Annotated in this window: 26 protein-coding genes and 2 pseudogenes; 22 read left to right on the forward strand and 6 right to left on the reverse strand. The window is 45.9% G+C overall.

All coding sequences use genetic code 11. From position 1 onward, the window contains the following. Positions 1 to 9: 9 nt before the first annotated feature. From DHAF_RS26575 to DHAF_RS07960, 4 genes are all read left to right on the forward strand, one after another. A complete protein-coding gene (locus DHAF_RS26575; RefSeq protein WP_274532759.1) occupies positions 10 to 138 on the forward strand; it encodes a hypothetical protein in 129 nt (42 codons plus the stop codon). Next, positions 104 to 574 carry a VOC family protein gene (locus tag DHAF_RS07950; RefSeq protein ID WP_005809631.1) on the forward strand — a complete coding sequence of 157 codons (471 nt, stop codon included), beginning with the start codon at positions 104 to 106 and terminating at the stop codon, positions 572 to 574. The genes DHAF_RS26575 and DHAF_RS07950 overlap by 35 nt, the downstream gene beginning before the upstream one ends. 63 nt (positions 575 to 637) lie before the next feature. Further along, positions 638 to 1,453: a M55 family metallopeptidase gene (locus DHAF_RS07955; RefSeq protein WP_015943534.1), complete on the forward strand. Its 816-nt coding sequence runs from the start codon at positions 638 to 640 to the stop codon at positions 1,451 to 1,453. Between the two features lie 163 nt (positions 1,454 to 1,616). Beyond that, complete coding sequence (locus DHAF_RS07960) at positions 1,617 to 2,894, forward strand: DEAD/DEAH box helicase (RefSeq protein WP_041272058.1); 1,278 nt, start codon at positions 1,617 to 1,619, stop codon at positions 2,892 to 2,894. 348 nt (positions 2,895 to 3,242) lie between these two features. Here the strand turns inward: DHAF_RS07960 and DHAF_RS07965 are convergent, their stop codons facing one another. After that, positions 3,243 to 4,088, reverse strand: coding sequence for a sialate O-acetylesterase (locus tag DHAF_RS07965; protein ID WP_011461349.1), 846 nt, complete (start codon positions 4,086 to 4,088; stop codon positions 3,243 to 3,245). Positions 4,089 to 4,448: 360 nt separating this feature from the next. Here DHAF_RS07965 and DHAF_RS07970 point away from each other — a divergent pair, with 360 nt between their 5' ends. The 11 genes and pseudogenes from DHAF_RS07970 (at position 4,449) to DHAF_RS08015 (ending at position 14,997) form a co-directional block, all read left to right on the forward strand. Further along, positions 4,449 to 6,851 carry a molybdopterin-dependent oxidoreductase gene (locus DHAF_RS07970; protein ID WP_005809626.1) on the forward strand — a complete coding sequence of 801 codons (2,403 nt, stop codon included), beginning with the start codon at positions 4,449 to 4,451 and terminating at the stop codon, positions 6,849 to 6,851. A gap of 20 nt (positions 6,852 to 6,871) precedes the next feature. Continuing rightward, positions 6,872 to 7,435, forward strand: coding sequence for a 4Fe-4S dicluster domain-containing protein (locus DHAF_RS07975; RefSeq protein WP_015943536.1), 564 nt, complete (start codon positions 6,872 to 6,874; stop codon positions 7,433 to 7,435). Positions 7,436 to 7,446: 11 nt separating this feature from the next. Beyond that, on the forward strand, positions 7,447 to 8,259 hold the full coding sequence (locus tag DHAF_RS07980) for a dimethyl sulfoxide reductase anchor subunit family protein (RefSeq protein ID WP_015943537.1): 813 nt from the start codon (positions 7,447 to 7,449) through the stop codon (positions 8,257 to 8,259). Positions 8,260 to 8,458: 199 nt separating this feature from the next. Continuing rightward, a complete protein-coding gene (locus DHAF_RS07985; protein WP_015943538.1) occupies positions 8,459 to 9,133 on the forward strand; it encodes a Crp/Fnr family transcriptional regulator in 675 nt (224 codons plus the stop codon). Positions 9,134 to 9,159: 26 nt separating this feature from the next. Next, positions 9,160 to 10,344 (forward strand): MFS transporter, encoded by a 1,185-nt coding sequence (locus DHAF_RS07990; protein WP_005809620.1) that lies wholly within the window; start codon positions 9,160 to 9,162, stop codon positions 10,342 to 10,344. 3 nt (positions 10,345 to 10,347) lie between these two features. Next, positions 10,348 to 10,464: pseudogene (locus tag DHAF_RS26365) on the forward strand (RNA polymerase subunit sigma); the annotation flags it as partial. Then, complete coding sequence (locus DHAF_RS07995) at positions 10,461 to 11,069, forward strand: zf-HC2 domain-containing protein (RefSeq protein ID WP_005809618.1); 609 nt, start codon at positions 10,461 to 10,463, stop codon at positions 11,067 to 11,069. The pseudogene DHAF_RS26365 and the gene DHAF_RS07995, both read left to right, overlap by 4 nt. Positions 11,070 to 11,477: 408 nt before the next feature. Next, positions 11,478 to 12,113 carry a cobalamin B12-binding domain-containing protein gene (locus tag DHAF_RS08000; RefSeq protein WP_005809616.1) on the forward strand — a complete coding sequence of 212 codons (636 nt, stop codon included), beginning with the start codon at positions 11,478 to 11,480 and terminating at the stop codon, positions 12,111 to 12,113. A 34-nt stretch (positions 12,114 to 12,147) separates the two neighbouring features. After that, the gene (locus DHAF_RS08005; RefSeq protein ID WP_011461347.1) at positions 12,148 to 13,392 is read left to right on the forward strand and encodes a uroporphyrinogen decarboxylase family protein; all 1,245 of its coding nucleotides are present in this window, start codon (positions 12,148 to 12,150) and stop codon (positions 13,390 to 13,392) included. Between the two features lie 207 nt (positions 13,393 to 13,599). Beyond that, a complete protein-coding gene (locus DHAF_RS08010; RefSeq protein ID WP_005809612.1) occupies positions 13,600 to 14,229 on the forward strand; it encodes a cobalamin B12-binding domain-containing protein in 630 nt (209 codons plus the stop codon). A 42-nt stretch (positions 14,230 to 14,271) separates the two neighbouring features. After that, positions 14,272 to 14,997 (forward strand): GntR family transcriptional regulator, encoded by a 726-nt coding sequence (locus tag DHAF_RS08015; RefSeq protein WP_015943540.1) that lies wholly within the window; start codon positions 14,272 to 14,274, stop codon positions 14,995 to 14,997. Positions 14,998 to 15,175: 178 nt separating this feature from the next. On the opposite strand, the gene DHAF_RS08020 is transcribed toward DHAF_RS08015, so the two are convergent. Next, entirely contained in the window at positions 15,176 to 15,517 is a 342-nt protein-coding gene (locus DHAF_RS08020) for a winged helix-turn-helix transcriptional regulator (protein WP_015943541.1), read from the reverse strand. Between the two features lie 196 nt (positions 15,518 to 15,713). Here DHAF_RS08020 and DHAF_RS08025 point away from each other — a divergent pair, with 196 nt between their 5' ends. From DHAF_RS08025 to DHAF_RS26675, 3 genes are read left to right on the forward strand one after another with little or no spacing between them, the layout of a single operon-like run. Then, on the forward strand, positions 15,714 to 16,028 hold the full coding sequence (locus DHAF_RS08025) for a cupin domain-containing protein (RefSeq protein WP_015943542.1): 315 nt from the start codon (positions 15,714 to 15,716) through the stop codon (positions 16,026 to 16,028). A gap of 19 nt (positions 16,029 to 16,047) precedes the next feature. Further along, positions 16,048 to 16,215 carry a VOC family protein gene (locus DHAF_RS26370; RefSeq protein ID WP_242659951.1) on the forward strand — a complete coding sequence of 56 codons (168 nt, stop codon included), beginning with the start codon at positions 16,048 to 16,050 and terminating at the stop codon, positions 16,213 to 16,215. Continuing rightward, positions 16,209 to 16,430: a VOC family protein gene (locus tag DHAF_RS26675; RefSeq protein WP_338009697.1), complete on the forward strand. Its 222-nt coding sequence runs from the start codon at positions 16,209 to 16,211 to the stop codon at positions 16,428 to 16,430. The genes DHAF_RS26370 and DHAF_RS26675 overlap by 7 nt, the downstream gene beginning before the upstream one ends. A gap of 62 nt (positions 16,431 to 16,492) precedes the next feature. Here DHAF_RS26675 and DHAF_RS08035 read toward each other — a convergent pair whose 3' ends face one another. The 3 genes from DHAF_RS08035 to DHAF_RS08045 form a co-directional block, all read right to left on the reverse strand. Further along, a complete protein-coding gene (locus DHAF_RS08035) occupies positions 16,493 to 18,211 on the reverse strand; it encodes a methyl-accepting chemotaxis protein (RefSeq protein ID WP_015943543.1) in 1,719 nt (572 codons plus the stop codon). 78 nt (positions 18,212 to 18,289) lie between these two features. Beyond that, positions 18,290 to 18,715 (reverse strand): chemotaxis protein CheW, encoded by a 426-nt coding sequence (locus DHAF_RS08040; RefSeq protein WP_005809606.1) that lies wholly within the window; start codon positions 18,713 to 18,715, stop codon positions 18,290 to 18,292. Positions 18,716 to 18,743: 28 nt separating this feature from the next. After that, positions 18,744 to 19,733, reverse strand: a complete 990-nt coding sequence (locus tag DHAF_RS08045; protein ID WP_041271935.1) for an HD domain-containing phosphohydrolase — start codon at positions 19,731 to 19,733, stop codon at positions 18,744 to 18,746. A gap of 203 nt (positions 19,734 to 19,936) precedes the next feature. On the opposite strand from DHAF_RS08045, the gene DHAF_RS08050 reads away from it, so the two are divergent. The 3 genes from DHAF_RS08050 (at position 19,937) to DHAF_RS08060 (ending at position 23,807) form a co-directional block, all read left to right on the forward strand. Continuing rightward, entirely contained in the window at positions 19,937 to 21,721 is a 1,785-nt protein-coding gene (locus tag DHAF_RS08050) for a sensor histidine kinase (protein ID WP_015943545.1), read from the forward strand. After that, the gene (locus DHAF_RS08055; RefSeq protein WP_005809602.1) at positions 21,718 to 22,848 is read left to right on the forward strand and encodes a response regulator; all 1,131 of its coding nucleotides are present in this window, start codon (positions 21,718 to 21,720) and stop codon (positions 22,846 to 22,848) included. The genes DHAF_RS08050 and DHAF_RS08055 overlap by 4 nt, the downstream gene beginning before the upstream one ends. Positions 22,849 to 22,931: 83 nt before the next feature. After that, complete coding sequence (locus DHAF_RS08060) at positions 22,932 to 23,807, forward strand: DMT family transporter (RefSeq protein ID WP_015943546.1); 876 nt, start codon at positions 22,932 to 22,934, stop codon at positions 23,805 to 23,807. Between the two features lie 20 nt (positions 23,808 to 23,827). Here DHAF_RS08060 and DHAF_RS08065 read toward each other — a convergent pair whose 3' ends face one another. Continuing rightward, positions 23,828 to 24,520 (reverse strand): ArsR/SmtB family transcription factor, encoded by a 693-nt coding sequence (locus DHAF_RS08065; RefSeq protein ID WP_041272059.1) that lies wholly within the window; start codon positions 24,518 to 24,520, stop codon positions 23,828 to 23,830. 380 nt (positions 24,521 to 24,900) lie between these two features. Between DHAF_RS08065 and DHAF_RS08070 the strand changes: the two are divergent. Next, positions 24,901 to 25,712 (forward strand): annotated as a pseudogene (locus DHAF_RS08070) (DUF3102 domain-containing protein). The last annotated feature ends 123 nt before the right edge of the window (positions 25,713 to 25,835 follow it).

The following is a 25,835-nucleotide window of genomic DNA, read 5'->3' on the forward strand; positions in this document are numbered from 1 at the left end:
ACAGCCGGGATGTATTATGCGTCAGTGGTAGTCAACACTTTGACCATTATGGCCCGGCACCCCATCGATTCTGAAGAGCAGGAGATTCCAGCAAGGAGGAAACATGAAAAAGATAGTACCGTCATTATGGTTCGGTGACAATAATTGTGAAGAGGCAATAAATTACTACGTCAATGTATTCCCCAATTCTGAAATACAGAAAATTGTAAGGTATCCCAATGAAGCTCTTGATGAACATTTTAAAGGTATGTCTGGTAAAATAATAACTGCTGAATTTACATTAAACGGACAAAAGTATCTTGCGCTGGACGGTGGCCCATACTTCCATTTTAACGAAGCCATATCAATGACGATCGAGTGTGAAGACCAGGATGAGATCGATTACTTTTGGGATAAGCTGTCTCATGTCAAAGAGGCGGAGCAATGTGGTTGGGCTAAGGATAAGTTTGGTCTGTCCTGGCAGATCGTACCCTATAACATGAGAGCCTTAACCGGCACGGACGCTCAAATACAGGCGATGATGAAAATGCAAAAGATCATCATCAGGGAACTTGAGGAAGCCGGGTCTCTTTAACTTTGATAATCATAAAAACAAGTCTCTTATGCAAAAGAAGTTATTGAGGTAAGGTGTGATACTGTGAAAATATATATTTCAGCCGATATTGAAGGAATAAGCGGAATTGTTGCTGTTAATCAGGTATTGCCTGGGGAGCGGGATTACCAGAGATCAAGAGAACTTATGACCCAAGAGGTGAATGCAGCCATCGAAGGAGCTGTTGAGGTTGGTGCAACAGAAATCGTGGTTAATGATTTTCATGGTGCAGGAACTAATATACTTATAGAATCTTTAAACAATAAGGCTCAATTAATTACTGGTTCGTCGCGTAAGGGTGCTATGATGGAAGGATTAGATGCATCGTTTGATGCAGTCATATTTATAGGCTATCATTCCAGAATGAATGTAAGCGGGGTTTTGAGTCACTCTTTCCATGGCGGTGTGGTTTCAAACACTAATATAAATGATAAAGATGTTGGCGAGTTTTATATGAATGCATGTGTTGCCGGTTATTTTAATGTTCCAGTTGTTTTGGTATCAGGTGATAACATTCTGGAGGAGGAAGTAAAAGACGTGCATGCTACCATTGAAACAGTTGTAGTTAAAACGTCATATGGAAGGTATGCAGCAAAATGTTTAACACCCTCTGTAGTATTTGAAAAAATAAAAGAAAAAAGTAAAGCTGCCTTAATCAAGGCAAGGAATATTGCTCCTGTAAAAATACGAGGGCCACTTGAAATGAAAATTACTTTCTTGAACAGCGGTCAAGCAGAATGGGCATCAATAATGCCTGGGGCAGAGCTTGTTGGCTCTAATATTGTATCGTATAATGGAAAAACAATTATGGATAGTTATAGAGCATTAACAGCTATGATAAAGATCGCAAATAGTAATTAATATAGTTAAATATAGCTACCTATTAACAACATTATTATATGGCACATAGGTGACATACTCTTGATACCGTGATAATCAGACAAGGAGACTTCTTTATAATGACACAAAGTGTAAGAAAAAAACGACCAATTTTATCAATATTAAAGGATTAAAGGTGAAACAAGTGTTATTAAACGAACTAAAGATAATCAATCCGATTCAAAAGGCGCTGGCAGCGCAAGGATATTCAGAGGCAACCCCTATCCAGGCTGAGGCGATTCCGCACCTGCTTGAGGGGCTGGATTTGTTGGGATGTGCCCAAACAGGCACGGGCAAGACCGCCGCTTTTGCAATTCCGATCTTGCAAAGCCTTGCCATGGGGCAGGGTTTGCTAAAAGGCAAAAGACAGATCAGAGCCTTAGTTCTCGCACCGACCCGGGAACTGGCGACTCAAATCGCAGAGTCCTTCACTGCTTACGGAGTCAACCTGCCCCTAAGGACGCTGGTCATTTTTGGCGGTGTAGGGCAGGCCCCGCAAACAAGGAAACTGGAAAAGGGAATTGATATCCTGGTGGCAACCCCGGGCAGACTGCTTGACTTAATCAACCAAGGATTTATCGATTTAAGCCATGTGGAACATTTTGTGCTTGATGAGACTGATCAAATGCTGGATATGGGTATGCTTCACGACGTAAAAAGGATTATCACTTACCTGCCCAGGGAAAGGCAGAACATGTTGTTTTCAGCAACTATGCCGGTTGAAATAGAAAAGCTCGCGGATACCATCTTAAAAGGACCTGTGAAGATTGCAATGACGCCGGAATTTTCTCCGCTTGATATCATTGAACAGGAAGTTTATTTTGTGGATAAGGCCAACAAGGCGGCTCTGTTGACTTATTGGCTGAAAAACAACGAATATGATTCTGTGCTCGTATTTTCGCGGACAAAACATGGTGCAGATAAAATAGTAAAAGAACTGAATAAAAAGGGATTTACAGCAGTAGCAATTCACGGAAACAAATCTCAAGCCAACAGGGAGCAGGCTTTGCATGCTTTTAAAAAACGGAAAACAAGAATTCTTGTTGCAACAGATATTGCTGCCCGCGGGCTGGATATCCAAGAACTTTCTCATGTCATCAATTACAACCTGCCGGAGGTTCCTGAAACCTATATTCACAGGATTGGTCGTACAGGCAGAGCCGGCCTCGGCGGCAAGGCAATTACGTTTTGTGACTTTGAAGAAAAGCCCTTATTGCGCGACATTCAAAAACGAATCGGTAAAACATTACCCGAAGTGAAGGAGCATCCCTATCCATTGGTCAACACCGTTATCGTGCCAAAAGCAAAGACATCTCAGCAAGCAGCTGCGGCAAGGCCTCAAAAGCCCGCCACAGCCAAGACGGCAGCCTATTCCCAACAAGGTGCACATAGAGCAAAGCCAAATCCCCGGAAGATCTTATAGATAAGCTCTGCACCTACCTGGACGTCGGAGTGGGGGAGCTGCTCACGCACGAAAAAAGCACCGAAAACTAATCGGTGCCTGTCACATCTATGGCGTTAGGGACATATAGTATAGTGTGAAAGATACTCTTCTTGTAAGCAGAAACCCGGTGCAAAGTTGATGCGCTGGGCTTCTGCTTTTTGTAACACATTTTAGGTCAGCACCATACTATGTATAGAGTATCAATGACCTTGATGTCACTGATTCCCAGCAGAGCACCGCTGAAAGCAGAAATCCTGGAAGCTGCAGCCAGGGTTTTTCTGCTTTTTTATTGTCAGGTATGCTAAAAAGCAATTAGGGATTGCTTTGTTAGTCACCGATTTGTGACATCTTCTGCTGGTATTCTTCAAAAGAAATCTTTCCACCAAAAAAGAGTACGTTGATCATCTGTGCTTTTTCGGCCTTGGTATGTGGTCTATCGTTATCTATCTCATTCGCGCTGTTTTCATTTCTAACAGGCCCAAGAATATGACATTTTTGGTCATAAGCTTCATAGTAGCGCAGACCAAAAATCCTTTGAGATACAGCGTTCAAATGAATACCGTCCGGATTACAAGTCAATCCCTCAGCTGTGACATAGTAACAGTTGTTATGACTGTGGGCAAACCTTTTAAGTTCTTCATTGACTTGGCTGTATTCATTAAAATACCCTCCCATTATGCCGTGGCCAAGATAGTCACCAAGACCGCCAATGATCAGAGGAATTTCCGGAACATCAAGTACTTGGCGCAGTCTTTCAATAATTACAAAGAACTTATCGTAATAGTCACGATACTTTCCCGAATGAGACTCAGCTTCTCCTTGGTGCCAGATTATTCCGTCCAATGTGCTAATACGCTGAGCAAGCTTTGTCTGTGCTATGGCATTGGCAAAGAGTGCATCGTCCACTGACCAATCATCAAGACTGCTGCCTCCCTCGGCGCAGGGAATAAGACCTATTTCATCCCGCTTGTTTTTCTTACACCATGCAGCGGCAAAAGATGCCGCAAGACCAACACCGGCAATTGAGCGATCATAATTTATGGGCTCCTCCATAAATTGAAAAAGCCCATTTCGGAGCATCTTGATGCGTTCATTATAAATAGGTGGAACATCGTTTAAAAAGCCCCGGCCAGCCATATTTGACTGTCCGATCATTAAAAAAGAATGAATCATTGTGAAGTAAACTCCTTTTTATCTATATTTCTTAGGTAATTCTGAACGTAACAACATTTATATTATATCAAATAATAAATGGAGATATTTCCGTTTCTTTTCGAAAGCATAGTTATTCACAACAGTGCCCATATACCTGAGAAAATGATAGTGTGCCGCCAAGGGGGTACCAGAGGGAAATGACATCTTTCCAGAGTTGAAAAATACGACTCTTATCACCGGGAAGTGGAGATGAGGGTCGTATTTTTTATTATGTACTCGTGGACTTACGCCCAATATTGTGCAGAAGGGAACAAGGATCGCTGTTAAGATAGGAGCAAGTACTCATAATATTATTCACTAATTGGAAGGAGGATTTTAATGAAAAAAGTTTCAATGGGTTTATCCTTTAAAGGCCCCAAGATTACCCGGCGGATGTTCCTCAAAGGGGTAGGGGCAGTTACAGTGACGAGCTCCCTGGGCATAGCCGGTGCTTTGAGCTCCGGCTCGCCGGCATTGAAGGCCGCGGATGAGGCAACGGTCAAATACGTTCACAGCTGCTGCACTGTTAACTGTACCTCACGCTGTCATCTGAAGGGACATGTGCAAGGCGGCAAAATCGTCGCCGTCACCCCTGGGCTCTTGCCGGGGCGGGATGATTATCCCAATGCCTGTCTGCGTGGAATGAGTTATGCCCAACGCCTGCAGGACCCTAAGGAGCGTGTACTCTATCCCATGAAAAGAGTGGGAGAGCGGGGAGAAGGGAAGTTCGAACAGATTACCTGGGATGAGGCTTATGATATCATCGCTGAAAAGCTTACCGAGACCAAAGAAAACTATGGAACACAAGCGGCATCCTTTTTTACCATGTCAGGGAATCTGGCCAAGCTGGCCTGGGAATCCACCACCCGTTTAGGTGCATGTTTCGGCGGCACGACGTACATCACAGAAGGGCTGATGGGGGACCACGGCGCCAGTATGGGCATGAGGCTGGTCTTCGGTCAGGAGCGTGGCGGCCATGATACCCGGGACTATCTGAACTCCAAACTGGTGATCATCTGGGGCCGCAATCTTGCCGATACCCATACCAGCGAATTGCGTTACATCATTAAGGCCAGGGAAAACGGCGCCAAAATCATCGTTATCGATCCCCGCCAATCCAGCACTGCAGCGGTCGCCGACCAATGGGTCCCCATCCGGCCTCAGACTGATCCGGCCCTGGCTCTGGGCATGATCAACTACCTCATCTCCCACAATCTGCATGACACAGCCTGGCTTAAAGCCAATAGCTGCGCCCCTTTGCTTGTGCGCAACGACAATGGCCAATATCTGCGCCTGGGTGAGCAATATGCTGTTTGGGACGAAAACTCCCGGACCATTGTCCCTGCGGATACCCCCAATATAAATCCTGCCCTTGCCGGGGAATATACCTCTGCCGAGGGCCTGAAATGCCATCCCTCCTTTGTCGATTTGGTTGACGAAGCTGCCAAGTATACCATTAAAGCCACGGCTGAAATCTGCGGGCTGGAAGAAGCGGTTGTGGAGCAACTGGCCCATGAGTACGCGACCATGAAGCCGGCCGGTATCCGCATGGGTCAAGGGATGCAGCGGGTGTATCATTCTTTTTCACCCTTCCGGACAGTGGCCACTTTGGCAGCCGTAGCCGGTTATATCGGTGTTTCCGGGGGCGGAGCTTCCCATATGGGCGGAACCTCTTCCATCAACCCTATTCCCGGTGTTACCGTACCTGATTTCAATTTTAAGGAATGGACCGATATTGGCGGCAAACCGATTACCGAGAGAAAAAGTGCCCATATCTATGATATGGCTGAAAAAGGGGAAATCAAATTCCTTTGGATTGGGGTCTCCAACTTTGTCAATCAATCTCCGGATGCCAATCGCGTGATCAATAAGGTTCTGCCGAACATTCCCTTTATCGTTCATGTGGATCCCTTCTGGACCTGGACAGGCAAATATGCCGATCTGGTTCTGCCGGGCAAAACCCATTGGGAAGTTTGGGACATTCTAGTGCGCTCTCCCTGGGTTATGCTCGATCAGCCCGCTATCCCCACCATGGGCGAGAGCAAATCCGATTGCGAAATTGCTTCCGGTGTCGCCGAAAGACTGGGTTTCGGGCATCTCTGGAATAAAACCGATGAGGAATGGGTGCGTACTTTTATGACTTCCGAGCATCCTGCCTTCGCTTCCTTTAATTGGGATAAATTCGTGGGAGAAGGGATTTTCACCCGCTCTGACGGTATCTTTGACCCTGTCTATTCCTTCAAGGATCAAAAGTATAAGACCCCAACCGGCAAATTCGAATTTTACACGGAAAGACTCAAAGAGCTGGGTGAGCATGTTCCGACCTATAAGCCCATGCTGGAGAATCCCCGGGGAGAACTTGGCAAAAAGTTCCCCTTGGTGTGTATCAATTATCATGACCGCCTGAATGTCCACACTCAGCACATGCTTTACCCCGCCTTGCGCATCGTGCAATCAGAGCCGGAAATTCAGATCAATCCGGTGGATGCCGCAGCCAGGGGCATCACCCATGGGGATAAGGTCAAAGTCTTCAACGATCGGGGCCATTGCGTGGTCAAAGCCTTTGTGACGGAAGGCATTGTGCCCGGAGTTACTGCCATAGCCAGCGGTTGGTCGCCGGATTACTATATTGAAGGGAATCTGCAAAACTTAACCCACTTAACCCTTAATCCGGTTGAAGAAGCCATCAGTCAGACCAATTCAGCTTTTTATGATGTTCTGGTGGAAGTGCAAAAAGTATAAATTACAAAGGGGGTTGACCCATGTCCAATAAACAATACGGAATGTTGATTGACACCACAAGATGCGTAGGCTGCCAAACTTGTGTCATCGGCTGTAAAATCAATCATAAAGTCCCGGGAGACGCTCATTGGAGCAGTGTGGAGATGATCGGCAGCCGGATCATGTATCAGCCGGCCGGAAACTATCCGAATCCGGTGCTGGCCTTCCGGCCCCGGCTGTGCAATCATTGTGCAGATCCGGCCTGCGTTAAGAATTGTCCGACAGGAGCGATGCACAAGGACGATAACGGGCTGGTTTCAGTCAATCAGGATGTCTGCATCGGCTGTAAATATTGTGTCTGGACTTGTCCCTACGATGCCCCGGAATTTGATACAGAGAAAAAAGTGATGAGCAAATGCACCTTTTGCATGGAACTCATTGCCAAGGGTGAAAAACCCTATTGTGTGGAATCCTGTCCCGGGGAGGCGCGGATCTTCGGGGTGATCAGCGATCCGGACAGTGAGATTTCCCGTCTTATCGCCGCCAAACACGCCCAGCCCTTTTTGCCCAAATTCGGAACCGGGCCGTCCGTTTATTATGTGTAGGAGGTGGAACTATGGCAGAACTTAATTTATCCTTGGTCGTTTTCACGTTGTTGATGGGTTTATGCACAGGAACCTTCCTGTCCTATACACTCTGGCAGGCCAGCGGCATTCCCTCTGCAGAGGTCCGGAAAAAAACAGCGCGTCAGGCTATGCCTCTTCTTTTGGTTCTTGCAGGCATCGCTATGCTGGCCTCGGCGACCCACCTGGGCAGGCCTTTCCGTTTTCTCAACGCCTTTCATAATCTGGGTTCTATGATCGCCCAGGAAGGGCTTTGGTCTCTGGTTTTCGGGATCATTCTCCTGGTTGCCGCCTTTTTGGTATACAAAGATAAAAAGATACCTACAGCGCTTTATATCATCGGCAGCGTGGTGTCCTGTGGATTGCTTCTGGTTTGTTCCTTGGTCTATGTGAGAGCCAATGGCATCCCGGCCTGGAACGGCGGCCTGACGGTGGTTTATTATTTCAGCAGTGCATTCCTGCTTGGAGCAGCGGTGATCTATACTCTTCATATGCAGTATCATGAGGAAAAAGCCGGCAAGGAAATGACCGTTGTGGCTTTAAGCGCAGTGGCGGTGCAGATTATCGTGTCTCTAGCGTTTCTGCTGCAGCTGCGCCTTCAGACCATGGATGTGGTACTCCCCTCAACAGTGGGTTTGGATATGGTACGCTGGGGAATTGGGCTGGTGGCGCCGGCCGTTAGCGCTTATCTGGCTCTGAAGGGCAAGCTAGGCAGTAAAAATGCCGCCCGCTTCTTTTTGGGATGTGTCATCCTTGGTGAAATCTTCTCGCGTCTGATCTTCTTTATGCAGGGAGTTCATCTCTAAATGAGGTGAGGGCGGGAGCAGGAGGGATGGCCTTTCTGCTTCCGCCTGCGGTCACAGCTTCAGCAAGGGCAGCCAAACTAATGGCCGTTTATGAGGAAGAAATGTAGTATAATGGGATTAAGTTGTAATGTCTGAATGGGACAAAAACAGATGGAAAGAAGGAAGAAGCAGCGAGTATACCTGGAAAGGAGTCGTTTTCATGGCGAAAATTATGAAACAGTTTTTAAAAGGAAACGATTTATCGCTCAGCATCCAAGAAATATTTAAAAATGAACTTATACCCTGCACGGTAAGGCATTTGCCAAAGGGTGAAATCCTTTGGCATGACAAAGAGCCCCACCCTTACAGTTATTTTATTATCAATGGCATCATCAAACTTCACGTGGTTACGAAAGAAGGCCGGGAAAAAGCCTTGTTTTACTATACGAACGGCTCTCTTTTAGGATTTCAGAATTTAGCTAAAGAAAAAAGGACGATTACCACGGCCACGGCCATTTTACCAACTTCACTTTACGCTTGTGAGTTCTCCCTGCTCTACACCTTTGTTATGAACAACCCTCAATATTTTGCTGCTTTCACAAGTTACATTTTTCACCATATGGCGGTGGAAGCAGAAGAAATCGTCAATATATCCTTATACAATACGGCGGAACGACTGGCTGCCCTTCTCGTTCTTCTGGCGGAAGAATTTCCTCAGAATGAGCAGGGCTATATTGAGATTCCTTTTAATAACGAGGAACTGGCGACGATGGTCGGTGCTTGCCGTAACAGCGTCTTTAATGCTTTATCCGTATTTCAAAAGCAGAAGCTGATTCATAAGGGCAGAGGAAGATTGGTTATTGCTGATTTACCCCGCTTAAAGGAGTACGTATAATCATTGGCAAGAAGGAAGTGAGCGGCATGTGTTCCGAACAACCGGCCAGGGAGTGCCGGGATTTCCTGATTCTCCTGATTTCCGCTTTTTTTATCTATACCTACAACAATATCTTTATGGTGGTAACACCGGTACTGCTGGTCAGGATGGGCGGTACGGATATGATCGTGGGCTTGCAGTCAACCCTCTTTCTGGCTGCGGCTGTAATCCTGCGTTTCTTTTTCGGACCCCTGGCCGATGTGCGGGGCAGGCGCTTTGTCATGCTCCTGGGCAGCGCCTCTTTTTTGCTTGCCTCGGTTATGCTCTGTTATGCCGGAACAGTTTGGCAGGTTGTCCTGCTGCGCCTGCTGCAGGCAGTAGGGTTGGCTTCATATTTTCCGGCCGCTTCGGCAACGGCCGCCACTTGCGGGGGCAGTGGCCAAAAAGGTCAATATATCGGCATCTTGCGGATGGTGGCGTCATTATCTTTGATGGTTGGCCCTGTTGGTGCTCTTTATATCATTCAAAATTACAGGTATCCTTTGTTTTTTCAGGGGACGGCTTGGTTGGCTTTGTTAGGGATGCTGCCCATCTTCTTGATTTCTTTAAAGAAAGCCGGGCCTCCTCAGGAAACAAACCCAAGGGAAATGAATTTGCGGCAAAGGCTCAATTTATGGATATTTCTACAAAAGTGTCCCTTGATTATAAGCAATACTTTTGCCGCCGCCTTGATTTACGGGATCCTGATCTCTTTTGCGGTTTTATTTCTTAAAGATGAAACCAAGATTAGCAATCCGGGTTATTTTTTTACCCTTTTCTCCCTGGGAGGAATCCTGGGCAATCTTGGTTTCGGCTGGCTTTCCGATCGTTGGGGCCGCTTGCCCATCAACAGCTGGTCCTTTTTATTATTGGGCGGCGGGATCATTCTTTTCTCAATCATCCCGCAAGTGCCTCTTTGTTTTTATCCCGCCGGATTATTTTCCGGGGCCGGTTATTTTGGCAGCATCGCCGTATTAATGGCCTGGATGACCGAAAAAGCTGAATTGAACGAACGCACGACCGCCCTTTCTTTGCAGCAGAACGCCTTGGACATGGGGATTGCGGCGGGCAGCGGCATGTTCGGGATGCTGCTGGCCGCAGTCGGCAACGCTGCTTGGCTCTATGGAACTTTAGGAATGGTGTGGGTTGGCTATGCTTTTATAGTTTCAAGATATAGCGGGTTTAGGGGCTAAACGCTGACGGGGGAATTCAGCTTCCGTGAGATCGGGGAGATTTTGGATAAAGATGAAACCTGGGCCCGGGTCACGTTTTACAGGGGAAAACAAAAAATCATGAAGGGGAGAAGGGTATGAAATGCGATATTATCCGGGACCTGTTGCCCACCTATATTGAAGGCCTGGCCAGCGCAGCCAGTAACGAAGAAATCGAAAAACACCTGGCCGGCTGCGAAGAATGCCGGACCTTTCACAGCGAGATGGCAGGTGAGATCAGGGAAGAGGTCCCCATTGCCGGAGATAAGGAAGTTGACTGCCTGAAAAAAGTGCGGATCAGTTATATCCGCAGGGCCGCTGTCGCGGTGGGGAGTGCGGTGGTATGTCTGCTTGTTCTCATTAGTCTGTTTGCCGTGGGCTTTTCCGTCTCTTCTCAGGACATGGACATGACCTATGAGGTTAAGGATAATCACCTGGAAATTCATTTTCAGCTGAAAAACGGACATGACCTGCTCGGCTCCTACACACCGGAGATAACCTATGACGAAAATCATCAGGTTATCGGTACGGGACAGCGCTACCGTCCCACATGGGTATTTCATAATCCCTTTGACGACGTCGGTTCCACGTTTACTATGGGGAGCGAGCTGCCGGGGCCGAATTCCCCGGCTGGGGTTACCCATACCGTTACGATTGAATTTGCCGATAAAACTGTTCAGTTTATCGACGGCAGGCTGGTGGAATAACCATCAATCACTAAATCGGAGGCACTCTACGTTAAATTCCGTAGAGTGCCTTGCTTATTATGCCGTCAAGGGTGGATCAACAGATAGGACAAGGGCGAAACAATAAAGTCAGAAAATAACGACAAAAACGATTGACCAATCCGGATAGCCCAACTATAATTAAGTTGATAATACTTGTATTAATAAGTTGAAAATCTATAAATAATCTGAGTGAAATATTGCTTGAAAAAAATATACGCAGCAAACTGCCAAATCCAAAAGGCAGCTATTTTTAAACCACAACTTATTAATACAAGTTAATATCGGGTTGAGAGATGAGGAGGTGTTGTCTTATCTTTTTAACACGAAATGTTTGTGTTCAGTTTGGATTTAACCGGTTGGAAAGATTGATTCAGGGAGGATGTAAAGATGGATTTAAAGGCATTGACGCAGGCCTTAGGTAATCTCGACGGAGAATCAATGGAAAAAATGCTGAATGAATTTGTTACCTCAGAGCCCGGTGAAGCCGAGGTCAATAGTGTGGTTGGAGCGTGCCAGCAGGGTATGGCTATTGTTGGTGATTTATTTGGGAAAAACGAATATTTTGTTGGCGATCTGATCTATGCCGGCGAGCTGCTGAACAACGCACTGGGCATTTTAAAACCGGTGATTGGAGAGGCAAGCACGGAAAAAATCGGCAAAATGGTTTTAGGTACTGTTGAAGGTGACTTGCATGATATCGGCAAAAATATCTTCAGAGGCATGATGGAAGCAGCCGGTTTTGAAGTTTATGATTTGGGCATTGATATTCCCGCCGGCGTATTTGTAGAAAAAGTAAAAGAAATAAAGCCGCAGATCGTAGGGATGAGCGGTCTTTTGACCCTGACGCTCGGCGCCATGAAAGCTACGGTGGATGCCTTAACAGCCGCCGGCGTGCGTGACGGGATTAAAATCATTTTGGGAGGCAGCCCGGTAACGGAAGATGCCTGCAGGCATATTGGGGCGGATGCCTTCACGGTAAATGCCGCTGAAGGGGTAAAGATCTGCCAGGAATGGGTTAAATAACGATTCCGGTACATAAAGCGTGGAGGTGTTTGGTGTGAATAAATCACCTGAACAATTATATGAAGAGAGACTTAAAAGAGTAAATGATGCCATTCAGCTTAAAGTCCCTGACCGGGTGCCCCTTATTCCTATTTTTCAGGCTTTCCCATTTTACCATTATGGGGTAACCCTCGAAGAGGCCATGAACGATTATGCTAAAGCAGCTGAGGCCCATGACAAGCTTTATGCGGATTTTGACCCGGATTTGGCCTGGGACAACGTTTTGCTGTATCCGGCCAAAGTTATGGAATTGCTGGACCTTAAATGGTTCAGATGGCCTGGGCATGGGGTTAGAGCAAACAGCATGTATCAATTCCTCGAAGGGGAATACATGAAAGCCAACGAATATGAAGAGTTGATTTCCGATCCTACCAACTTTATTATGAGCAAGTGGATCCCCAGGTCTTTCGGTGCCCTCGAAGCATTCAGCAATTTGTCTTCCATGAGGGATTCCCTTTGGCTGGGCTGGTTCTCTTCCTTTTACCCTTTCTCCCTGCCGGAAGTGCAGAAATCCTTGAATACCCTGATGCAAGCCAGTGAAGAACTGGCACGCTGGTTTGGCTCGATCTTTGAGTATCGTCAGAAACTGAAGGAAAAAGGCTTTCCGGCCGCCTGGGGCGCTTTTGCCTTTGCCCCCTTTGATATGGTGGCGGATACCCTGCGCGGTACAGTCCCGGCTCTGATGGATATGCGCAAACATCCGGAGGAATTGTTGAGGGCCGTTGAGGCCATGGTCCCGATTGCTATCGAATCAGGCATTAATTCGGCCAAAACCATGGGCAACCCCTTTGTTTGGATCTGGCTGCATAAAGGGGTCGATGATTTCATGTCTGATGAGCAATATAAAACCTTTTACTGGCCTAGCCTGAGAAAATTGCTGATGGGGCTGATTGATGCCGGACTTACCCCAATGGTTTACGGTGAAGGCAGTATGAACACGCGCCTGGAGGTTTTAAGAGACGTACCTAAAGGCAAAGTCTTATACCACTTTGAACATGTGGATATGTTCAGAGCCAAAGAAATACTGGGCGATGTGGCCTGCATCTCCGGCAATGTGCCTAATTCGTTACTATACTTCGGGACTCCCCAGGAGGTCAAAGATTATTGTAAGAAACTGATTGATGTTTGCGGCAAAGACGGCGGCTTCATGATGGACAGTGGGGCGCTGATTGACGAAGCAAAACCTGAAAACGTCAAAGCAATGTTCGAATTTACCAAAGAATACGGAGTTTACAGATAGGCGTAAAAACAGCCTGAAACAAGCAAAACTGTCACAAACAGTATGGGGGGCCTTTGGCCCCTTATCTTTATTTCCCGTGCGCCTGGGTTATGCTGAGAACTTGACCATATAAATTGGGAAAGTTATAATAAAATACAAATATTAACAAGTTATTGAGCGGAAATTAATTGATTTAATCGATCGGCAGTGAGAAAGTGGGTGAGCGGAATGGATGACAAATTGATTAAGGCAATGGCAGAATTAGATGAGAAAGCCGTTTTGAAGCTGGTAAAAGAGGAGCTTAGCCAGGGCTTGGAGCCTTTATCTATTCTGAAGCAGATCCAGACCGGGATAGAAAAGGTAGGGGAGCTTTACGAAAAAGGCGAATATTTCATTGCCGATCTGATCATGTCCGGCATCATCTTCAACAATGTGCTGAAGATTGAAGAAATGAATCTCTATACCACTGAAAGCAAAAAATGCAAGATTGGCAAAGTTTTGTTGGGGACTGCCAAAAGCGATTTGCACGATATTGGCAAAAATGTTTTCGGCAGCATGATGAAAATGGCTGGATTTGAAGTTCTGGATTTAGGGGTTGATGTTGCCCCGGAAACCTTTGTCGCACGTATCAAGGAGTTTAGGCCCCAGATTGTGGGGATAAGCGGCGTCCTGATTGTTGCGCTGGAGGGCATGAAAGAGACAGTGGAATTAATAACTGCCGCCGGTTTAAGGGATTCGGTCAAGATTATTCTCGGGGGGACAATTGTCAAAAACGGCGTCGATTTTATCGGAGCCGATGCCTATACGGTCGACCCCTCAGAAGGGGTGAAACTATGTTTGGATTGGTTCGAAGCATAATAAATGCTCGTCCCGGCAAATGTGTTGTTTGAGGAGCTGGCAATGAAAGAACTTTTGTACATTCAATTAGTGGACCAACTAAGAAAAAAGATTCAGCTGGGCGTATTAAAACCTGGCGATATGCTCCCCTCTGAAAATGAGTTGTCCCAAGAGTACCAGATCAGCAGAGTGACGGTAAGAAAAAGCCTGTCCTTATTGGAACAGGAAGGCTATACTTATTCTGCGCCCGGAAAAGGATATTTTGTCCGCGAACCGGTAACAGACAAATATATTTTAAACTTTAATGAAATGAATAATGCCGGCGGATCTGCCGCCTCCAGCAAATTATTGGAAGTGAATGTCGTTCCTCCCAGCACCAAAATGATGTATGAGTTGCAGATTCCTGACGACCGCTATGTTATTGTCATCAAGAGACTTCTCTTGGCGGAGGGTGCCCCGATTGCGTACGATGTTAAGTATTTGCCTTACAACCGTGGCCTGCCTTTGGTCGAAAGGGAAATTAAGTATGCTACGTTCCCTGAGTTAGCCGGAAAAAAAACATCCTTGTTTTCGATTAAGAAGGATTTGAAAATCTGCGCTAAAAATGCTTCCGGAGGAGTATGCCCCTTGTTAAATGTTGAAGAAGGCCATCCCCTGCTGGTCATTAGTCAGAAGCTTTATACTGCTGAAAATAAGGTAATTGGCTGGGGAGAAATATATTATATCGCTGAATTTTGTGAACTGAATGCCATGTGGAGCTTTGGGCAAAGGCTGTATGATAACGGGTAATCTGCTGTTCAAAATAAAAAATAGGAAAAGACATTAGCGTGAGTTGATACCGGGAGGTAAAGATGCGCTAATGTCTTTTCTTTTTATAAAGCTGACAACTTGTTGCAGATAACTTGTTACAGATAACAGTTCAGCTATTTCGCTTATGCTGAGATGCGTAATGAACGTGGTACGATAATTATTCATTATTGTGCTGATCCAGTTGACTTTGTTTTAGATGGTTTATTCCCCAACTATTCATTGCATCCAAAATCGGTTTTAAAGAGTTTCCAAGCGCCGTAAGAGAGTATTCGACCTTTGGTGGTACCTCCGGATAAACTTTTCGATAAATTATCCCATCTGCCTCCAGCTGCCGAAGCTGTTGTGTCAGCATCTTCTGGCTTATTTTGCTGATTCCTTTACTGAGGTCACTGAACCTTTGTGTACCATTATTGAATAGATTTCTTAGAATAAGCACCTTCCATTTGTGCCCGATCAAGTTGACTGTATGCTCAATAGGGCATGATTTATCACAGGGCATTATAATCACTCCTGCCGGTTAATACTCAATACTTACTATTTGGTTAGTATAGCACAAAATAGTGCCTTCTTGCGAATAGTTTGTAACACTATTATAGTGAGTATACAGCATTAACGTTTAAGCTTGATTTGGATTTAAATTGTTAATAATAGCTGAAAGCAACTTTAAATTTCAAAAAGATAGGAGCAATAAAGTGATGAATAAAATTAATATTGGGGATATTCTTGATTTGGCAACTGAAAAAAGCGCTCGCAAGACCATATTCAAAGAAGGCAGGCTGGATACAGGACTTTTGCTTTATGCCCCTGGGCAAACAACACCTGACCATAAGCACTCTGACATCGATGAAGTCTTTTATGTAATTTCTGGTGAAGGTACCATCACAATCAACAATGCGGAAATGCCTCTGAAAGAAAAGGATATAATTTTCTCCCCTCATGGTGAGACCCATGGATTCAATAATACCAGTTCTGCCAATTGGGTTGTGTTGCAAATTAAAATTCGAGATTGAGTACAGGAGATATTGAGTAATGTTTATACGAATTGACCATGTTGCATTTTCTGTAAAAGACAGACAAAAGTCGATTGACTTTTATGAAAAAAACTTTGGGTTCAAAAAGTATTTTGAACACGATGTTCCCGGGGTACCGAACCTCGAGAAAAGGTTGTTTACCTTAAGTTGGGCGATACTGTGCTAGAGTTTGAACAATGGACACAGGAAAGGGAGAATAGGGGGTATCATTTCTGTCTCATTAGCGATGATTTTGATGCAGATTACCAAAAGCTTAAAAACGCAGGGATTCCAGTCGCAACTGAGCCACATATTCCCGAGCCCAGAACACCTCAGGAAACAGGTTGGAAAAGAGTTGTTTTTCAAGGCCCTGACGGTGAATTAATTGAGTTCCGAGGATAGAAAAATGAGTGTAAAGGCACCCTACGCTGAATGAAGCGTAGGGTGCCTGATTTGTTTTCGGCCTAGACGCTGAACTTGCTCACAGCAAGCTGAAGATCCTGGGCCATTTTCGCTAAGGCCTGGCTGGAAGAAGAGATCTGTTCCACGGAAGCGCTTTGTTCTTCGGTGGCCGCTGAAACGGTCTGGCTTTGGCTGAGATTTTGTTTGCTGATCGTGTCGATCTGGTTGATGGCATTAACGATCTGTTGACTTCCACCGGCCATTTCCTCGACACTGGCGGATACTTCCTGGATGCTGTTGACGGATTGGTTGATTGAGCCGGCAATTTGCTCAAAGGTCGCGCCGACAGAAGATACCATTTCGATGCCCTGCTGCACATCCTGGTTTCCAGTCTGCATGGCGGTTACGGCGTTATTGATATTGAGTTGATTTTCGTTGATTAACTCCGCAATTTGGTTGGCTGCCTTGGAGGATTGTTCGGCCAGTTTCCTCACTTCTTCAGCAACCACTGCAAAACCGCGGCCCTGCTCGCCGGCCCGGGCGGCCTCAATTGCAGCATTAAGGGCCAGTAAATTAGTCTGGGAGGCAATGTCGGAGATCACATCCGTTATCTCGCCAATCATTCTGGAGCCCTGGGCCAGTTTGTCAACGGCTCCTTGGGTGACGTCTGTAGCATGACCGATCCTATTCATTTGTTTGATAGCCTGGTCGATGACTTTTTGACCATCCTGGGCCGCCAGGGAAGTATTGCTGGCTTGTTCGGCCACCTCGCTGCTGGTGGCGGCTACTTGCTGAATCGCTGCAGATATCTGTTCAATGGCCATGGACGTATCATCAATGGCCATGGATTGTTTTTCCGTTCCGGCGGCTACATCAGCAATGGCTGTGGCGACCTGGCTTGTGGCAAGTGCCTGCTGCTCAGAGCTTGCCGAGAGCTCTTCTGAGGAAGAAGCCACTTGTTCCGCCGAGACACTGACATGTTTGATCAGGTCTTTAAGATTGGCAGCCATTTGGTTGACCGCTTGGGCCAGGATCCCGATTTCATCTTTCGTATCCAGCTTGACCGCTTCAACGGTAAGATTGCCCCGGGCAATCTCATTGACATTGGTCACGACTTTATTTAACGGTACTGAAATAAGTCTGCCTATGAACGTGCCCACGGCGATTGCCAACACCACTGCTGCGGCCAAGACGATGATGATGACCCGAGTAGAGCTTTTAAAATCTTCATTGGCCTGATCCATCATTTCTTTGGATGTCCGATCGTTGTAATCGGATATTTCCAGGAGGATGGAGTTAAGCTTCTCCATGTGGGGGGTAACTTCCCTTGTAAAATACCGGAACCCCTCCTCCTCATTCCCTGCTGAGGCAATGGCCAGGGCCTCTTCGCGCTCGGTCCGATATTGTTCCAACTCTGACTCAAAGGTTGGGAACATATCCTGTTCATAAGTATCTGGATTGGTCTGTTTATAATTGGTCCAGATTTCATTGAATTGAGTGATTAAAGCATCCATCTCGTTTTTCAGTTCAAGATATTCAGTTTGAGTGAGAGGGGCTGTCAGTAACCGGTAAGAGATGCCTTGAATGTTGCGGTTAGCTGCCCGGGCTTCTTTAAGCAAAGATATGGATCTAAGCTTGTCGGTGTACAAGGTATTGATAATATCATTGGACTTCAGATTATTGTAATAGCCTGTGTAACCCACAACGGAAAGAAAGACGGCCATTAACATCACAAGAGCGATTATTTTGGTTCCTACTCTGAGATTCTGTAAAGCTTTCATTATGTTTCTCCCTTCTGAAATTCAACTAAAGGTGATGCTGTGTTCAATACGGGGTGAGATGAGTCAAGATATCAAGCCTCAGGCACTTTGAGATATTCCACCGAGAATCTCCTCAGGCTTCAAAAGAATAAGCAACCGATCGTCCAGCATTCCAATGCCATGAATGAATTTTTCAAGGACCAGCGGTTCATCACCAGGGGCTAGTATATCTTCATCCTTGAACATTAAGACTTCGGAAACGCTATCGACGATAACCCCAACCGTACTTTCGAAAATATTAAGAATAATGATTCGGGAATGCTCGGTAGTGGGCTTCTCCTTAAAGCCAAATCTCTCTGCTAAGTTAATAATCGGTGTAACCATTCCTCTGAGATTGATAATTCCCTGGACAGACTCCTGAGCATTGGGAACATGGGTTATGGCTGTAATTTTGATGATTTCTTTTACCGATTGGATGTGGAAAGCGAACTCCTGATCATTGAGCTTAAATACGACGACCTGCATGTGTGGTATCCCTCCTTTGCTATTAAAATCATATTTTGAAGCGATTGGGCATTGCTTGCTTTTCTTTAAAAAGTCTCACGCAATGCTCAACAACTTCAGAATCATATTTTTCACCCTTATAATTGCAGATTTCCTCAAGGGCAGCCTCTATCCCGAGGGCCGGCCTGTAAGGGCGGTGTGAATTCATAGCGTCGACAACATCTGCCACGGCGAGGATTTTACTTTCAAGGAAGATCTGTGAGGCGGTCAGGCCCTTGGGATAGCCTGAGCCATCCAACCGCTCGTGGTGCTGGCTGATGATTTCCGGGATCTGCCAAGGAAGCTGGAAATCTTTAATAATTTCATAACCAACTTCCACATGGGTTTGGAGCATCTGATACTCAAGTTGGGTCAGCTTTCCTGGTTTGTTCAAAATATCGGAGCTAATATATATTTTTCCCACATCATGAATCGCAGCAGCCATAGAAACATGATGGATCGCCTCCCCTGAAAGCTTCATCTCTGAGGCAATGGCACAGGCCAGTTTTTGCGTCCTTTTTTGGTGCCCTGAAGTATAGGGGTCCCGAAATTCGCTGATTTTGGAGATGAGGCTGATGGTTTGGGTCAGCATTTCTTCAAGGGTAAAGTTGCCGTTCTCAGATTGTTCCTGAAAAACCATAAGGCGCATCATTTTTTCCTTATGCACTAAATCAGTGGCTGAAACCATCCCGGATTTTAAAGAGCCATTTTTGGTTTTAACCCATAGGGGCTGGCGGGGCTGGCTGTCTTCTTCTGGCAATAATCCCAGATCAAAGGTTGTTTTGACCATGACTTCATCCTTGGCATAACCCAGCAGAGCCAGAAAGGCTTGATTGACATCGAAGATCCTTCCTGTATTGGGATCGGCAAATAACATGGGTTCCGATGATTTGTTGAAAGCAAAGTAATACATTTCGTACAGTTCCATCACCTTTCCGGAAAAAATGCACAGCTTTCGCTCAAGTTTCAAAATCAACAATAAACTTGCATATATTTGCATTAATAGACAATAAACGGTCTTTTTCGTAAAATAATACTATAGGAATCTGACAGAATTCTGACAACCCGCTTGCTATGGTCTTAGTAAAAGCGAAGCCATGAGTCATTAATTGCTCATGGCTATGCAAAACCAAAGGGTGATGCTACGATAACGTCAGACTGATTTGAGTGATGAATTCCAAAGTTAGATTAGGGGTTTGTTCAGTGAAGTTTCATCAGCAATTAACCTTGCTTTTTGCGATCTTTTCATTAGGGTTGGTTATCTGTGGGTATAGGGTGCAAGATGTGGGAATCGCCGGTGTATTTTCTTTGCCTATACAGGTAAGGGCTGTTTTGGCCGTAGAATCTGTGCTTGACATTGCCCAAAAGAATAAAATGCTGCCTGCGGTGTCTATTGCAGGCATGGGTATTTTTTTAGGTATATCCAGGTATCGTTTCTTGCCATGGCTGCCCCTGGCAAGAGCGGCAGCCATCGATGCGATTCAGGAAGGGATGATCATCGTCGACGAACAGGGCGGAGTCGTTGATCATAATGTTGCCGTAGACAGGTTTATCTACGACATTATCGGGGTGAAGCGCAATGTCATCGGCAAGAATATTGAGTCGGTGCTCTCTGCCTGGCCCCAATGGCAATCGGCCTGTAAGAATGGGCATGAAGATGAGTTTGAGATCGATGTTTCAGCTTGGGGAAAGGCCAGATTCTTCCGGGTAAAAGTGTATCCTCTTCAAGAATATAATTTCCGGAAAAGGGGAACGGTTTCGGTGCTTACGGATATTACGGAGGACAGAATCCGGGGACAGAAGACCTCGGATTCAGAATGCAGCGGAGAGCTGGTTCAAAAAGAGTTAACCCTGCTGAAACGGCAAATGGAGATGGTTTTCAGCACCATATCGGACCGGGCGTTGTTATCCATTGTGGATCGCAACGGTAATTACTTGTTTTATACCGAGGCCGTCAAAACCCAATTTGTCGAAGCTGCCGCCGATCTTACGATTGGCTCGGCCTTCCGCAAAGGATTGTATTTTTATGCCGGCGGAACAGAAATGGACTATTGTGATATCCCGGAGATCAAAGTGCTCAGTGGAGAAAAAGTATCTCAATATCACTTTATGATGAAGGGGATAACCGGTGAGACCCATTTGCTGTTTAACGGAACGCCTATTTATGATGAAGAAGGAAATGTGACCTATGCTGTATTCTTTACCCAGGACATAACGGATCAAATTCTTCACAAAAGACAGGCTCAGTTGACGCAGAAGCTGACTGAGCTCAATATGACAAAAGATCAGCTCATTCAGGCAATTACCCATGATATCCGCAACCCTATCGCAACCCTGGTCAGTCTGATGGAACTGCTGGAGGGAAAGGAACGTGACCCAGTCTATCATGACCCAGACTATCACAACCTTTTAACGACAGTGTCAGATCAGGTCAAATATACCTATGCTATGATGGAAAACGTCTTGAAGTGGTTTCAAAAACAGAAAGAGAAAGTAAGTCTAAACCCTTCCCAAATCAACTTGTATCTAAACACTCAAAAAACCCTCAGGATTTATGCCAGGCAAGCGGAAGGGAAAGGGATAGAGGTCAAAAACAGGATCACAGCCAATCTGCATGTCTATGCAGACAGGGAGTTAGTGGAATTTGTTCTGCGCAATCTCCTGGACAACGCCATAAAATTTACGGCCAAAGGCGGAACAATCGCCATTCAGGCACACTCATCCTCCACCAACGTGATTGTTTCAGTTACGGATACCGGAATCGGGATGGACCCGGCGAGGTTAAGAACCCTGTTCGAGGATGCCACTCCAGGGACCCGGGGAACTGAAGGAGAAAAGGGCTTAGGGCTGGGGCTTAGGCTCTGTAAAGAATTCCTGCATAGTCACGGCGGGGAGATATGGGTGGAAAGTGAACTGGGAAAAGGAAGCACCTTCAGTTTTTCTCTCTCAACATCCGGTAAATCAATTTTTGCAGGGGGAGAAGCATGAAGGCAATTCTTATCGATGATGATCAACCGACCTTATTTATTCTGAACAAAATGCTGGCCAAGATCCCCAGGGTGGAAATCGTCGGCGAATTCTTGAACGCCGGAGATGCGTATCATTTTCTTAAGCATAACCCTGTGGAGCTGGCCTTTGTGGACATTAAAATGCCAGGGGAAAGCGGACTTGATTTTGCATGGAGAAGCTTGGCGGAATTCCCGGATCTCTATGTGGTTTTTTTAACCGCCTATAAAGATTATGCCGTGGAGGCCTTTGAAGTTCAGGCATTTGACTATATCGTCAAGCCGATCCAACAGGAAAGGCTGGAAAGGACGGTAAGCCGTGTCCTGCAACGCAAGGCTGCCGGGATTTCCTCACGGAACACGGTTGAACAGGCCAAGGTCTTATTCGTCTATTGTTTAGGCGGACTGGATCTTAGAAATACCAACGACGACTTTGTGATGATTAGCTCATCCAAAGGGCAGGAGTTATTTGCCTATCTATTAGTCCATCGGGAAAGACTGACTTCCAAATGGAGAATCATGGAGGATGTTTTTCAGGGCATGTCTCCCCAGAATGCGGAAACCTATCTGAATACAACCGTCTATAAATTACGAAAAGTATTAGAGCAATATGGAAAACGCTCGGCCATTGTGGTCGCCAGTGAGAGCTATGTCATGGAAATAAAGGATTTCTATATTGATTTCATCGAGTTTGAAAATAAAGTCCGTACCTTGCCGAGCATCACCGAGGCTAATCTCCAGGAAGCAATCCAGACGTTTCATTTATTTGCCGGGGAACTTTTTGGGGATAAGGATTACCAATGGTCCTTAGCTGAAAAGGAGAGATTAGGGGATATCTATTGCAGCTTTGCTAAAAAGCTGGGCCGGTACCTTTTGGAGAATCAGAATTCAGCCTTAGCGCTGCAGGTCTTTAAGAAACTTGTGGCCATAAATGAACTGGATGAAGAGTCCCATTGCTTTTTGCTGCAAGTTTATGCGGCGCAGAACGACCTGCCCTCCCTTATTCGGCATTATGATCGTTATGTCCAACTCCTGCAGCGGGAGCTGGCCATCTCACCAAGCAATCGGACGGCACAATTGTTTCTGAGTTTAAAGAAATCCCTTCTGTAATGTATTGCATACTTCGAGGGTTGTTGAAGTATTAAGCGGCTATAATGATTCTAATGAGCAAAGCATGAGAAGGAGATGGGAAAATGAGTGCTTCCAGATTTACGCTTTTGATAGTGGTGACGACATTTCTGATGGGGTCCTCTTTCGCAGTCGTCAAAATCGGTCTGATTTATTCATCCCCGTTGTTGTTGGCGGCACTGCGCTTCATCCTTGCCGGGGGCATCATGGGAATCATTGTAGGCGTATTAAAAAGAACCCATCCAACCACAAAAGACCAATGGGTTAAACTATTGATCATTGGAGCTTTCCAGACTGCAGGAGTGATGGGGTGTATTTTCTTAAGTTTAAGGACAATTACAGCCAGTGAATCGGCCATTCTCACGTTTACGAATCCATTGCTGGTGGTTTTATTCAGCACTGTCTTTCTAAAAATGCGCTACCGGCTTTATCAATGGATAGGTGTCATTTTAGGTTTGGTTGGAGTGAGTATTACCATGGGGGCGCAAATTGAATTTAGGATAGGGGTATTCTTCGGTATTCTCTCAGCCGTTTTTTGGGCAATTGCTACATTATTAACGAAAAGGTGGGGCGGCTTAACGGATATATGGGTTTTATCGGCTTATCAAATGCTTTTCGGCGGACTGATCCTTTGGGTTGGCAGCTTTATACTGGAAACCCCATTCTTTACTGTAAACGGAACTGCATTGCTTATTCTGTTATGGCTAAGCCTCATATCTTCGATTGTTCAATTTGCCCTTTGGTATTACCTGTTGCAAAAGGGAGAACCGGGAAAAACCAGTGCTTTTTTGTTTTTAGCCCCGTTTTTTGGGGTGCTGACCGGTTGGCTGCTTTTAGGCGATCCATTATATCCTTCCCTGTTAGCCGGCGGGTTGCTGATCATTATAGGTATTTTCCTTGTCAATAAAGATTTCAATCACAAAAGGGTCTCAGCAAATTGAACGAGGCAGCGAGGGAGTAATTACAGGGATATATTGAAGTATTGTTTAAAGCCTGCTTTTCCTTGATCGGTCACCTTGACAGCCCGGATGCCCGGCAGGGGTGTAATCCATCCCAAGTCAAAAAAATGTTGCATAAGTTGATTTCCTAAAGCACCGGCAAGATGATAGCTGCGCTCACTCCAGTCCAAGCAGGCATGAGATAAGGAGCGTCGCTTTTTCTTGATGCTTTCCAAATCAAGTCCGAAATTAATTACAAACTGTACTCCTGCTTCGGTGAGGACGAATTCTTTGCCGTCCTTTTTCAAATAACCGGAATCCAGCATGGAATCAGTAATCCCTACACCTAGTTTCCCAGCCAAATGATCATAACAAGTTCGGGCCTTTTGCAGCATGACCATTTGAGCGGATTGTTTTAAAGACTTGACCTCAGGTTGGGGAGAAATAACCAGAAAGGATTCCAAAAGGCTGGCAACTTCGCCGTTTGCCAGCTGATAATAGCGATGACGGCCGTGTTTTTCAACGCTGACGAGCCCTCCTTCTGCCAACTTGCCAAGATGGAAGCTGGCGGTTTGAGGGGTTATCCCTGCTCGATAAGCCAGATCACTGGCGGTATGCAGACGGCCATCCAGTAAGCTTGTCAGTATCGCTGCACGGGATGTTTCCCCAAAGAGAGCAGCTATTTCAGCAATGTTTGGGTTTGGGCTTATACTCATGTCAACCAAATCCTTTCTCCTCAATAGTTTTCTCTTAAATGTCTGAAGTCTTAGAGTGCTCAGCATGGAAGCTTAAACATTTTACTTGGCTGATTATTATGTTACCAGCAATTATGCTGGGTGCAATAGCTATGTTTATGCATGGCCTGGTGCTTAACCAGTTGGAATTGCTTGCAAGCCATTATCTGCGGCATATATATGCTACCAAAAGGGACAGCCTAATATTTACGGCACGAAATCCTCCTAAGCCTAATTGATGAAGTTCAAGGGAACTGTCCGAGAAGAATGTCAATCCTGTATCATGGTTACAGGTCAATTGAATAAGGTTGCTTCTGATGTACACACACCTGTCTGGAGGCCGGCATATTCTATAACGTAGTATGAAAAAGACATGCCGGATAAGGATGGGTCATAATATGAGTGATATACTATCTGCCCGGACGCCTGGGCAAATCGCGTCCGAGATTAACCTTATTAAGGAACAAAGCGGTCAAATGCTGCTGGTCAACGCCGTCGAGATTGGGCGGCGGCTGACGGAGGCCAAGGAACTGGTACCTCATGGGGAGTGGATCAACTGGCTTAAGGAGTCAGTCAGTTATTCCCGCAGCACGGCGGCCAGACTGATGAAAACCTACCGGGAATACGGTCACCAACTCGCCTCACCCGATGGGGAAAAGAGTGCAAATGTTGCAGCGCTGCATCATTTGGGCTATATGCAGGGACTTATCCTCTTTGGCGTCCCGGATGAAGAGCGGGAGCAATTTATGGCAGACACGAGGTGGAAACCATGTCTGTCCGCGAATTGGAGCAGACCGTCAAGGAAAGGAAGCAGACGCCAGAGGAAAATGACCAAAACAGCGAAGCCAGGCAACAAGAGTTGGCAAGGACCGCCGAACCAATTCCAGTCGTAACGAGAGTCATCAAGCCGAAACCGGTGCGGCCTGCCGAAAGTGTTCATCCCGACAGCGAGAGGTATGATGCCCAATACGCCACGCACCGTGATAACATGCTCAACGATTACGGAGAGCTGCTGAAAGCCCTCGTCGCCCTGGACAGAATAGATCCGGTGAAGAAGGAAAAAAACAGAAAAGAGGCCTTGAAGATCGCCACCAACATGGCAACGACGCTGAAGGAGTATCCGCCCAGGATTAAAACGAATTTGAAGATTCATGGGAACACGACGCTTCCTTAATGCAAAACAGTTCGAGTCCCATTATCTCCACAGTAAAGGAACGACGGTATGAGACCTGAACATTTCATCAAAATGTTCAGGTCTCATACCGTCGTTTTATGCTCAAACCGAGAACATGCTTAA

Source organism: Desulfitobacterium hafniense DCB-2 (assembly GCF_000021925.1).
GTDB lineage: Bacteria > Bacillota > Desulfitobacteriia > Desulfitobacteriales > Desulfitobacteriaceae > Desulfitobacterium > Desulfitobacterium hafniense.